Annotated in this window: 13 protein-coding genes; 9 read left to right on the plus strand and 4 right to left on the minus strand. The window is 33.5% G+C overall.

Features of this window, described 5'->3' with window-relative positions; all coding sequences use genetic code 11:
- Nucleotides 1–41: 41 nt before the first annotated feature.
- The gene (locus BWZ41_RS00305) at nucleotides 42–497 is read right to left on the minus strand and encodes a crossover junction endodeoxyribonuclease RuvC (RefSeq protein WP_143689030.1); all 456 of its coding nucleotides are present in this window, start codon (nucleotides 495–497) and stop codon (nucleotides 42–44) included.
- 220 nt (nucleotides 498–717) lie between these two features.
- Between BWZ41_RS00305 and BWZ41_RS00310 the strand changes: the two genes are divergently transcribed.
- Together BWZ41_RS00310 and BWZ41_RS00315 are read left to right on the plus strand one after the other, a co-directional pair.
- The gene (locus BWZ41_RS00310) at nucleotides 718–1,950 is read left to right on the plus strand and encodes a hypothetical protein (RefSeq protein WP_143689031.1); all 1,233 of its coding nucleotides are present in this window, start codon (nucleotides 718–720) and stop codon (nucleotides 1,948–1,950) included.
- On the plus strand, nucleotides 1,916–3,031 hold the full coding sequence (locus BWZ41_RS00315; protein WP_143689032.1) for a hypothetical protein: 1,116 nt from the start codon (nucleotides 1,916–1,918) through the stop codon (nucleotides 3,029–3,031). Before BWZ41_RS00310 ends, BWZ41_RS00315 begins: the two co-directional genes overlap by 35 nt.
- A gap of 624 nt (nucleotides 3,032–3,655) precedes the next feature.
- Here the strand turns inward: BWZ41_RS00315 and BWZ41_RS00320 are convergent.
- Entirely contained in the window at nucleotides 3,656–4,882 is a 1,227-nt protein-coding gene (locus BWZ41_RS00320; protein ID WP_241653828.1) for an AAA family ATPase, read from the minus strand.
- 145 nt (nucleotides 4,883–5,027) lie between these two features.
- On the opposite strand from BWZ41_RS00320, the gene BWZ41_RS00325 reads away from it, so the two are divergent.
- The 3 genes from BWZ41_RS00325 to BWZ41_RS00335 all read left to right on the plus strand — a co-directional run bounded on the left by BWZ41_RS00325 (nucleotide 5,028) and on the right by BWZ41_RS00335 (nucleotide 6,491).
- Nucleotides 5,028–5,687: a JAB domain-containing protein gene (locus BWZ41_RS00325; RefSeq protein WP_143689033.1), complete on the plus strand. Its 660-nt coding sequence runs from the start codon at nucleotides 5,028–5,030 to the stop codon at nucleotides 5,685–5,687.
- Between the two features lie 104 nt (nucleotides 5,688–5,791).
- A complete protein-coding gene (locus BWZ41_RS00330; protein WP_143689034.1) occupies nucleotides 5,792–6,127 on the plus strand; it encodes a helix-turn-helix domain-containing protein in 336 nt (111 codons plus the stop codon).
- Between the two features lies 1 nt (nucleotide 6,128).
- Complete coding sequence (locus BWZ41_RS00335) at nucleotides 6,129–6,491, plus strand: helix-turn-helix domain-containing protein (protein WP_143689035.1); 363 nt, start codon at nucleotides 6,129–6,131, stop codon at nucleotides 6,489–6,491.
- Between the two features lie 138 nt (nucleotides 6,492–6,629).
- Here BWZ41_RS00335 and BWZ41_RS00340 read toward each other — a convergent pair whose 3' ends face one another.
- Entirely contained in the window at nucleotides 6,630–7,712 is a 1,083-nt protein-coding gene (locus tag BWZ41_RS00340; protein WP_143689036.1) for a hypothetical protein, read from the minus strand.
- A 198-nt stretch (nucleotides 7,713–7,910) separates the two neighbouring features.
- Here BWZ41_RS00340 and BWZ41_RS00345 point away from each other — a divergent pair, with 198 nt between their 5' ends.
- Genes BWZ41_RS00345 through BWZ41_RS00355 form a run of 3 tightly spaced genes read left to right on the plus strand, consistent with a single transcriptional unit; the run spans nucleotide 7,911 to nucleotide 9,630 of the window.
- Nucleotides 7,911–8,834, plus strand: a complete 924-nt coding sequence (locus tag BWZ41_RS00345; RefSeq protein ID WP_143689037.1) for a hypothetical protein — start codon at nucleotides 7,911–7,913, stop codon at nucleotides 8,832–8,834.
- A gap of 51 nt (nucleotides 8,835–8,885) precedes the next feature.
- Nucleotides 8,886–9,215 carry a helix-turn-helix domain-containing protein gene (locus tag BWZ41_RS00350; RefSeq protein ID WP_007549995.1) on the plus strand — a complete coding sequence of 110 codons (330 nt, stop codon included), beginning with the start codon at nucleotides 8,886–8,888 and terminating at the stop codon, nucleotides 9,213–9,215.
- 22 nt (nucleotides 9,216–9,237) lie between these two features.
- Entirely contained in the window at nucleotides 9,238–9,630 is a 393-nt protein-coding gene (locus tag BWZ41_RS00355) for a helix-turn-helix domain-containing protein (RefSeq protein WP_143689038.1), read from the plus strand.
- On the opposite strand, the gene BWZ41_RS00360 is transcribed toward BWZ41_RS00355, so the two are convergent.
- Nucleotides 9,605–10,437, minus strand: a protein-coding gene (locus BWZ41_RS00360) for an IS5 family transposase (protein WP_143689039.1) whose coding sequence is annotated in 2 segments (ribosomal slippage) — nucleotides 9,605–10,071 and nucleotides 10,071–10,437 — 834 coding nt in all. Because the reading frame shifts where the segments join, the coding sequence is not laid out codon by codon here. The two genes, BWZ41_RS00355 and BWZ41_RS00360, sit on opposite strands and share 26 nt — an antisense overlap.
- A gap of 543 nt (nucleotides 10,438–10,980) precedes the next feature.
- Here BWZ41_RS00360 and BWZ41_RS00365 point away from each other — a divergent pair.
- Nucleotides 10,981–11,442 carry a hypothetical protein gene (locus tag BWZ41_RS00365; RefSeq protein WP_143689040.1) on the plus strand — a complete coding sequence of 154 codons (462 nt, stop codon included), beginning with the start codon at nucleotides 10,981–10,983 and terminating at the stop codon, nucleotides 11,440–11,442.
- The last annotated feature ends 133 nt before the right edge of the window (nucleotides 11,443–11,575 follow it).

The raw sequence follows: 11,575 nt of genomic DNA on the forward strand, positions 1-11,575 counted from the left end.
TAACCCACCAAACCCGCCAGTATGGCCGAAAGGACCCACTTTTACGGTATTTTTAATGTGTTAAAATCTTTACTAACGTAGAACATCAAAGCCAAAGCATCCCCCTCATTATCATCTCTAGGTGAAACCCCTTTTTTCTTTACAGCTTCAATAACTTCACTCTTACTTGCATTACCTTTGCCTGTTATAAAGCGTTTGATAGTTTTAACATTAACACCTTGGTAGGGCACATGATGTTCTTCACACCAAGCAGAGAGAACTGCAAGAAAACCACCGTAGCAATGCGCTGCATCAGTTCCTAAATGTCTTCTTACTTCCTCAAAATACACTGCAGAAATGTCTTTCAAAGAATTGAGCCAATTACGAAAATTCAAGAAGCACATACCACCTCCACTGAAACGACTACCATGAAAACTTTTGCTTCCACTTTCAATTACTCCATCTGTTAGAATTGCCCAGCCTGTTTGTTTGCCGAGGTCCAGTGTTAGGATTGACATTACTAGAAATTAGAGGTAAGTTGTAGTGTGTACATAATATATATACACGGTAACTCAAAAATTCGTCCTAAAAAAATCTTACTCTTTAAGCAAAATTTTTTGAAAAAACTTGGTTAAAAATCAGTAAACAGCCATTGCATAATTATTGGTCAAGACTTTCAAATTTCTATCTTAACTATTTAAATAGTCTATTATGTTATTATGGTGTGGTTAGTTTCTTATGAACATTTATCCAAATCGTAAATTTTGGGAAGATGATTTAGAAGTCCCTGTTAACCATTTGCTTGATCGTTTTCACAATACAAAAATACGTCAGTCTTGGATAGATTCACTTTCTGGTAAGCAATTAAATATTATTTTTCAAAACTCCTTTAAAGATAAATTAAATGCTCAACTCTTTGATGATGAAAGTTACGATAATACATCTGTACAATACAAACGTAAAGTGATTGCTAATTATTCCGATTCTCTCGTTACTTACTACTTGATTACCTGTTTTGACCGTGCAAAACTAGAAGTTACTGTCAGTGAAATTGCAAGATCTGCATTAACTACGGAACTCATGAAATCCTACCTTGTAAAAAATAATAATAAATATGATAAAAAGTCTTTGCTGTTTCTACTGTTTCATGCAGATTACAATCTTTTAAAGTCTGTCTATCACTTTGAAAAAATACAAAGAAAGAGTTTCATGTCTTTTGCCTTACAAAAAATACCAAGACGACCAAGTACTCCATTTAAGGACTTTATCTCAGAGGAAATCATACAACAAATACTGAAAGAAGATAACATTAAGAGAAATGACAGTTTCGAGAATCAACTACAAGGTTTCTTCTATCATCAGAATCGTTTATATGTGTTAATACGCAAAGCTAGCGATATAGATTTGTTGTTAAATTCAAACAAAGTCATTCATGGCCATAAGGCAGAGTGGATGATTTTGGATTTTCTACTAAATGGCACTCAGGTAGATCTTGGTGCTAGAAATATTGATCAAGCTATAGAAATAGCAAATAGCATTGCAAGTTGTCACTTTGGCTGCGAATGTATTTTTGTAGATGTGCAGGATAAAAACTTCGCGGAACAGGTGCATAAATTTATAGAAACTTGTATTAATGAATCTGATTCAAATATTCGTGTTTTTGAGTTAAAGTTTCAGTCAAATCGTTTCAATTACAGCTATACTAATATCACTTTGACTGTCGCTCCATATGATCCTATTGCACCGGAATTGCATGTTTTAAAGCCATTTGTAGGAAACATAGTGCCATTTATAGAGTCGATTAAAGTAATATTTCAAGGCAAAAAGATAGGCTTATTTTTCAAGCGAAGTGATGAGTATATAGCAATTTACTACTCTGAACATCCTCTGAATAAAAGGGAAAGAGAGGATTTTAAAGCATACATAAAACAATTTTATGGTCTTACAATCTTGCCAAGAGCAAATCTCTGACCTTCTTAATTCTGGCAGCTCTTGGGTTAATCCAAATCAAAATTACATCGAAGCAGCAAGGTATTTGTCAGATCTTGAATTAATTAAGATGCAAGAGAGGTCTTACATTATCTGCTCTCGTAGACAAGATAAATTAGATTGGCCCAATATAGTTGATCCATACTGTAACAATGAGATTTTCATTGATGAGGACTTTAACGAAGCATGCGATAATATAATTTGTGAAAACTGCAACCGTGATATTTTACCTAATACCTATAAGAAGCAAAGATTTCACCGCTTATCTGCATATTTAAACCCAGAGAAATTTATGAATTGGTTTGAAGGTCAGCTAAGTGATACAAATTTTATGTGGCAAAAAGTGGAAGGTGGAGTTTATCATGTTGGTGGACAAGGTAAGATTGTAAGTTTAATCATACTTGATTTTTGCACCAATCCAACATTCTTAACGATAGATAAGCTTAAAGCTAATCCAACTGTATTAATAATACTAAGAAAAAATCCATCAAACATACCTCTTGATTTGCCCACAGTAAAAATGGTTGACCTTTTCTTTCAGCATAAGACTTTAATTGAAGTATTCCAAGAAGCAGCACAAAGAGGAGTACTAGAGTTTATACCAAATACTTCAATGCAAATCTTACATACTGCACTTAATCTAATTGAACCTTCTAAAGAGAAGGAATTACTAAAGTTGCAATTGATAGAGGGCTCACTTTACGTAAACAATATAGAGATTCTAAATAAGAAAGCTGTAGCATGTATGAGGGTTTTTCGCATATTATTTGAACAATTTTTGCATGATTGTAAAAAAGAATTACCTCCTGAAAAACACATGTTGCTTAGCATAACTGAAATAGAAAAGCGCCTAAATCTTGATCCAGAAGCATACCCAGAACATTACATTAGAAAACCAATAAACACAATCCAAAGAACAATAAAAACCACTTTAGCTAAAAAGTTAGGATTAAACATCGAACGTAATGATGTGATTCAAACAGTTGGTTGGCCTGGATCATCACGTAAAGATTATGGCTACCGTATTAACCCTTTCACTGTGCTGATAAAAGTAGTTCGTTAACTGTGTTGAAGAGAAGTAAAAGATGTTACAAGGCTTGTGATCAAGTTTTAAAGAAGCGTTCTTTGGTTGGTATTTTACCCTAAAGTCACATCTAGCTTTAAAATACAGTTTTTGCCTTATCTAAAAAAAATACAAATTCTCAATTACGTAAAAGCCTAAATTTCTTTTGCTTTCTTCAATCTTTTCTACTCTGTTCGTTTGCCGACTTTTGTGTTTTAAGCACATCTACATTCAATGCCCCTATACTAATATATACCGATCACTTTTTCCGGGAGTTTCTGAAAAAAAGTTAAAATAATTTTAAAACAGCTAAGAAATTAAAAAGAGCATTATGTCTTTTACAACAGAAATCTTCGCTATTTGAGTCCTTTCCATTTTGGAAACAACTTTTTACTTGAGCTGAAAAGAGATTACATGAGTTTTTGGTAAAAACATACAAAACCTATCTAAATCATCAATAACGCTATAATAGCCCTCTAAAGACGTTTTAAAGAATGGTATTGTAGTAGAGAGATTATTTTGGCTCCATTCCCTTCTTGTAAAGCTAAAGATACTAATGTTAGCAAACTCTATAAACTTAAGAATAACTGTAGAAACTATTATTTTTTAAAGTCAGAAAAAACATCACTTACAATTCAACAATTCTCCAAAATCAATTATGTTTGAAAAGTAATCACTATCTATAACATCATCACTTACATCATTGACGTGGATAAGGACTGGACGACATGAAAAGCCTTTTGGACGATTTAGTGTATCTATTTTCTTTTGTACCTCTTGTATTATTGAATGACCAATTTTATCTTTTGAAAATTTGATTTCGCAAATGTAGAGAGTGTTAAACTTCGTTTGAATCATATAATCAATTTGACAACCTGCACTATTACGCGTTCTTTTCTGAAAAAATGGATTCTCGCTTATTATTCCATCAATTCCTAAGATATTATGTATACTCTTTCTATTGTTCAGCACCAAATTTTCAAATTGAAGCCCAATAATTGTATACCACTCTGGTAAGAACCCTATAGAATAGGTGTCACGACTAATTTTTCCTAGATCTTTTTCGATGTATTTTAGATAAAACCTTAAATAATTATCTTGAAGTCTGTATCTCCTGAGTCGTGAATCAGTACCAGTTTTTATACTCCAAGTATGATCTTTTGCAATAAAACCAGCAAGCTCAAGCTCATGTAGATACTCAGAAATGCGTCCATGTCTTACGATATTTAAAGTAGCACAAATTTCTTCTTGTTCTTTAGCTCCAGTAGAAAGAGCTCTGACTATTTGCTTATAAAAAGCCGTTTTTCGCATGAATAAATCTGAGAATATTTGATTAAATTCTTCAACTAAAAACCCACCTTTTGTAAAACAAAGCCTTTTAATATTTTCTTCAGCGCTATGCTTAAAATTTACCTCTTCTAAATACTTTGGAATTCCGCCAGTTACTGCAAGCACCTTGAACTTTTCATATGCTGAAATATTTTTTGGCCAAAATTCGTTGCAATCAGAGAGTGATAATTCTCCGAGTGTTAAAGTTAACGATATTCTTCCTACGAAGCCAGTACTACTAAGTATATTTTTCTCGATCCATGATGAAGCTGATCCACAAATAACGAAAATTAGTTTGTTATTATTTTTTAGCTGTGTATCCCAAAAGTTTTTTATTTTGCCTAAAAAGGTTGGATCTTTTGAGCCCATCCAAGAAATTTCATCAAATAACAATAGTATTTTCCCTGATAGTAGACGTTCACCAACTGCCCATAGTAAATCGCTCCAGTCATCATACCTAGCAAAAGATGTATTAAATTGTCTAGCAACTTGTCTAGAAAATTCATTAAGTTGGTAGGACATTGTAGTATGCTTTTCTGGTGGCAAACCTATAAAAGCAACAAGGACAACATTGCAAATTTAGAGTTCAAAAGGGTTATTCCTCGAGAACTACTGCGTCAGAAAGCTGGCGCTGAATTTGTATATAATGTTGATCTTGGAGGTTTTTATGAATAATAGTGAGAGAAAAGAGAAATTAGAAACTCGTATTCTATCAAGTAGGGGTAGGTCTTTACTTGACCATGAGCTACTGGAACGTAATCTATCCGCGTGTACAGAAGGAAGAGAAGTCGCCAAAAGGCTAATGGAGCTTTTTAGTAGTTTAGGAAGGGTAATTAATGCTGATTTTCATGAGCTAAAAAATGTTACAGGAATGAACGATGGAGCAATAGCAAGTATCTTTTGTCTGAAAGAGATTTTCGATAGGATATTGAAAGGTAAGTTAAAAAAGCTGTCGATTCTTGATAATAGAGAAGAGCTATTAAAATACTTTAAAGCAGCAATAGGTCAGTCACGAAAGGAAAGCTTACGAGTGGTATACTTAGATCGAAGTGGTCATTTAATATATGAGTATATTCAAGATTGTGGAACTATAGACAGAGTACCTCTATATGTGAGGGAAATAATAAAGCAGGGGTTACTGATTGACGCAGCATCTGTTGCAATTTCACATAATCATCCAAGTGGAGATATAGAACCATCAAAGGAGGATGAGGATAACACACTTACATTAGCTGCAACCTGTGAAAATGTAGGAATGAAATTGATAGATCATATAATCGTAACACAGAAGAGCCACTTTAGTTTTTATGACAGTGGTTTATTGTAACCTATAGACCGGAAGGAGAGTTCTCTAGCTCTCCTTCTTTTTTTTCTACTTCATAAATTACAAAATTCAATGTAAGCTTGAACAGCTAAAATTAGTAATGAAAGGTGGAATTAGGCAAAAAAATAAAAGAGCTTAGGTTATACTGTGGTTTGACACAAACTGAATTAGGAAAAAGAATAGGCGTTTCATATAGACAGATACAAAGGTACGAAAATGGTTCAAATTGCATTTTAGCCAGTAGGCTATATGACTTAGCAAAAGCCCTATCAATTGATGTTGCTGATTTCTTTACTGGTATGCATACTGACTCACATGAAGCTTATGATGAAGAAATACTAAAACTAGTCAAAGGATATAACGAAATTAAGAGCAAAAGGTTACGTAGCGTAGTTTATATATTGGTAAAATCTTTTTCTCAAAGTATATTATCTGATACGTAAAATGACCATACAACATCCTATCGATAAGCAAATAGGTGAAAGAATAAGGAAAAGAAGGCTAATGTGTGGTTTGAGCCAAAGGGACTTAGGAAAAAAGCTTGGAATTTCATTTCAGCATATACAAGGATATGAAACTGGAGAGGTAAGGCTTATAGTTGATAGGCTGTATAATTTGGCAGAAGCTTTGTCCGTTGATATGTCATATTTTTTCACCAAAGCCTTTGAAGACTTGCATGATAAGGCCTTCCGTAGCGATGTGGGCAGCAAAGAAATATCGAGATTAGTAAGAGAATATAGAAAAATTAAAGATGAAATATTGTGTAACATAGTTCATTCAGTAATAAAAGCGCTTGCCAATAAGTAATAATGCCTAAATGTATTTCCAACTCACCTTTACAAGAAAATTATTGGTTAAAGTAAATTATTTACGGTAAACTTGATTGAATTTTAAAAACTACTTTACTTCGCAATAGCTAAGGCTATGTAAAAACATAGCCTCCGATCAAGAACGCCCTACGGATGTCGTTTTGTTGTCTTTTAATTTATTCACCCAAGAAAAGGTCTCACTACTTTTAGAATTTTGGTCTCCCCACCTTCCACATCTAGTAAAGCTGCCTTTTTCCACTACTTCTTTAACAGACATTCCACCAAATAAACAACCTTGTCCTATGATTTCTCCTATTTTTTGCAACTCATTCCACATTTCTTCATCTTCTACCTCAATTTGTACTTGATGATAGTCTTCTGTATCGTGATATACCATTAAATTTAGCTCTCCTAGGCTAGTGCAAAGTGTTACTGTAAAAGCGCTGTTATCGGATATATCTACGTAATTTCTTTTACCGTCCTTCCCGGTTTTGACCTCAACTTCACCATCACCTATTTTTATGATATTGCCACCGAGATTTAAATCTCCCTTGCTCAGGCCCAAGTTTTTTGCGCCTTCTACAACTTTTGCAACATCAACTATGCAGCTATGTGAAAATTCCATATAGAAGGTCTTATTATCGATTTCTACATTTTCAACAGTTCCTTCTATAGTAGCGTTCTCTCCAACTTCCCTGAGTTTTTTGAGCCTACTATATATTTGTGGCTCAACTTCTTTTTGCACCTTTTGATGAATTTCAGTTATTTTCTTATCAACTTGTACATTAAAATCTGCTCCATTTAAGGCTAACTTCCTGATTATATCCTCTTGTTTATTTCCTTTGAATTCATCACGATGCATCTTAAACATTGTAACATTAGCGAAGCTAATGCCATCTTCGTTGCGAGCGTTTACTCTTATTCCTAAATCCAAAGCTTCATCGACAATTTTACTTAATTTGTCTAGATTTTCAGCTGCAATAGCTTTTTCCAAGAATTCATTTAATTTCACATTTTCATATTCACTTAGCCTTATCTTGCATAAAGCTGATCGAAATGGATTGAGCTCCTCAGGATATGTTAAGACAGGTAATTTACTAATCTTTTTATTTGCTGTTGGAGCAGCTTTTATAAAATTAGGTAATAACCCTTCTTTTGCTATTCGCTCTACCGCTTTTAACATTTTACTAGACAATTTTTTACCATTTATTTTTTTCATTGTAACCCTCACTTAATTTCATTACTATTCGATCATATCGTGATAAATATTATTTAATTGTTAATATTATACGACTTATTGATTTACTGTATATTATAATAACAAGTTTTGCGGGCATCTACACTAGAAAAACACATCCTATAAAAATTATTTCAGTTTCAACAAAAATGGGGTATCGTAATCGTAAAATTGAAAAAAATGGATATCCTATCTTACTCTACTGAAAAGCTGAAAAAGCATTGTCAGCTACTTGATAATGAAGAAAAAATAATTCTATATGAGCAGCTGCTAGACAAGGCTAAAGATATACTTGAAAACTCAAGAGATGATATTGCAAAGTTGAAAGAGGTAAGCAAAGCAGTTGTAGCAATAGAGGAAACTACCGATAAGCAGTTACTAGAAAAGTTTAATGATGATCACCCGCTAAGAGAAGTGGACATTTTAATCTACTCTCCTCAAGGAAATACTGAATATCTATTCAGCATAGATAACTCATCAGAGCTTTATGATTTAAAAGAAGATAAAGAAAAAGCTCTTTATAATGCAGTAAAGTTAAATGATGTTGAGCTTGTAAAAAAGCTGCTAATGATCCTTTCACCTACAGAAGTAAGTAATTTTGACACGAAATACTTGGAAGAATTGAAAATATTGCTGTCAGGAATTCACAAAGAATTGCAATTATCACAAGATATGAAAAATTATCTTGAGAAGACGATAAAGTTCTATAGTTTTTTATGTAGTAATTTTAACTTACTAGTTACAAATCCTACTGACGTAAAAGCCATAATTGATCTATTTGCTGCTCAACCAAATATTGATTACCAAATAGATAAGCTTCTACTTTCTTTTATTGTAAGAAATGTTGAGGAAAAAAAGCTAAACTCTGAAATTAGTCATATGATAGAACTTCTTGAGCAACACGAAAGATTTGCTGAGCTCGAATACAAGGTTAGAAGATTAAGATCAGAGTTTGCAAGTGGCAAAAGCAGATACTCGGCTGAAGTAATACGAAATAGCATTGCAGAACGAGAAAAAGAGATGAGGGAAATTGAGAAAAAATACGTAAGGCCAAACGATTTAATTAGCGAGAGGCAGAAATTATTAAAGCAATTACTTTGCTAGCTTTTTTTCCACTTCATAAAATTTGTTGTAAGTTTGAATAAGAGGTGAAAAGTGCAATTAGGTAAAAAAATAAAACAACTTAGGTTAGATCGTGCTTTGACACAGACCGAATTGGGAAAGAGAATAGGTGTTTCGTATAGACAGATACAAAAGTACGAAAATGGTTCAAATTGTGTTTTGGCCAGTAGATTATATGATTTAGCAAAAGCACTATCGATAGATGTTGCTAACTTTTTTACTGATATGCACACTGACTCACATGAAGCTTATGATGAAGAAATACTAAAGTTAGTCAAAGGATATAACGAAATTAAGAGCAAAAGGTTACGTAGTGCAGTTTATATATTGGTAAAATCTTTTTCTCAAAGTGATAATACATAGTTAATATTACCTGATACGTAAAATGACTATACAACATCCTATCGATAAACAAATAGGGGAAAGAATAAGGAAAAGAAGGCTAATGTGTGGTTTTAGTCAAAGAGAGTTAGGAAAAAAGCTTGAAATTTCATTTCAGCATGTACAAGGATATGAAAGCGGAGAGATTAGGCTTGTAGTTGATAGGTTATATAAATTAGCAGAAGTACTATCGGTTGATATGTCGTATTTTTTTACCAAATCCTCTGAAGACTTACATGATAAGGCCTTCCGTAGTGATGTGGGCAGCGAAGAAATATCAAGGCTAGTGAGGGAATATAGGAAAATTAAGGATGAAACATTGTGTGACATTGTCCATTTAGTGATTAGAGGTTGTCCACAAACAATTAAATTCAAGCATATTCCCTACTTAACATAACCCTACTCATAGGCAGATATATGAAACTTTCAGTAGATGTTGTAAGTAAATCGTACTCCTTTGATAGTCTTCTATTTCTATTGATCCAAGCAAAAGTCCTCTCTACCACCCACCTTCTCGGCTGTACTGAAAATCCAGGATCCCGTTGTGGCAATAGTTCTAGTGGTGTATCTTTATGCACCCAAAATCTACATGGAGGCCTTTTCACAATTTCAATCTTTATTCCATATTCTTTCTCTATATGAGTTTTTAAATCTTTTCCTTGGTACCCCATGTCAGCCCACATTTTTTTAACTTTAGTATATTTTGTTCTCATATTGTTTAATGCTATTTTAATACCATCTCTATCATTTTCATTAGCAGCTCCTACATAACAACTTAGTATAAAACCCTGAGTATCTGTAATTATATGTCTTTTTCTCCCTTTTACCTTTTTTGCACCATCATAACCTTTAATCCCCCTTTTTCTGTGGTTTTTACCGATTGACTGTCCACTATGCATGCGCTCGGCTCTTCATTTCTTCCCATTTTTGACCTACTATATTTAGTGATATCATAGTTCATTTTCTCAAAAACCCCCTGCTTTTTCCATCTTCTAAACTGTTCATGTACAGCCTTCCACAACGGAAAATCGTGTGGTAAATTACGCCATTGACATCCTGTGCGTAGTACATAAAGAATTGCATTCAGTATCTCACACTTACTGTATTTTGGTGGCCTTCCCCCTTTCTTATACGATACCCTGAAGTGTTTTTCTATTCTAGCCCACTCCCTTTCACTTAAGTCTGTTGGATATTTTTTCCTCATCTCTTACCTCAATATTCTTCCTTTATATACTACTTATTTCTTAATTTGTGGACAACCTCTTAAAGCTCTTGCTAATAAATAATAATGCCTAATATACGCGTCAAGCTAAGGGAAAGTGGTATAAGGAAGAAAGGAAATGGAAAAACTGTTTTAGATATTAATTTATAGATTATTCTAAAAAAATTGTCTTATTCCTGATAAGAATTTCCTAAAAAATAAATGTACCAAACAAGATGCTCTCTTTAAGAGTTTGGACCTTAACTTGGCATATATGAACACTTCCAAAGCTTACTATTACCCACAAATCAAAGACTACGTAACAAACGTTTATATTATAGTAAGCACTGCACCATAAAATGACACTGTTTGTTGTCGTCTTCAAATAAAAAAACTATTGACATCAAAAACTTTTTTGTATAGGTACTTATATTAAGGTTGATATGTAGAGCGTTTTTAGTTTGTAGCTAGTTGCCCATAGGTTGGTATTCAAGTATAGGGTTTAAACTTGTGTGTTATAGCAAAACCTGAAGATCAAGAGGTGTAATGGGTTTAGGTAGGAAAAAGCAGTTAGTAGGCAGTAAAGTTTCTGCTACAGTGAAAAATACCGCTTTATTACTTAATACTCAAGTAGAAGATAACACCATTTTTGAAAGCAGTGATCTTGAACGTGATGGTTTCACTCCAGTAAAGGGTGCTACTGTTATTAGTAACGCAATTTCTAAATCTAGAGCAATCAATAATAATCCTCAAGCTTGGGATCAAGTAGATGAAGATATTTTTAGGCCAGTAGATAGTGTATATGGTCTACCTGACACAATTTCCTCTTCAGCTTTGAATTCTAGTCCTAGTGGATTCTGGCACTTTAAAAACAACACAGTTATAAAAGATGACCTAGATGTTGAGGTACGCTTTAATAAAGTGAACGTGGAAGAATTTAGTAAAATTCGAAAGAATATAGATAACATTAACACTTTGAATCATGGAATGGTTCAAGGTGTGCCGTAGAGACACAAAGAATGCTTAAAAATGAGCAAACTAAGTGCAAAGCTGCACAATAGATGAGGGTGGGCCCCTCGAAGTCGGTTTGCAAGAATAGGCTTCAAACAGCCATAAGCTGCTGTGGTAAAGAGCTATGGTA

The sequence above is a fragment of the Wolbachia endosymbiont of Nilaparvata lugens genome (genome assembly GCF_007115045.1).
Taxonomy (GTDB): domain Bacteria; phylum Pseudomonadota; class Alphaproteobacteria; order Rickettsiales; family Anaplasmataceae; genus Wolbachia.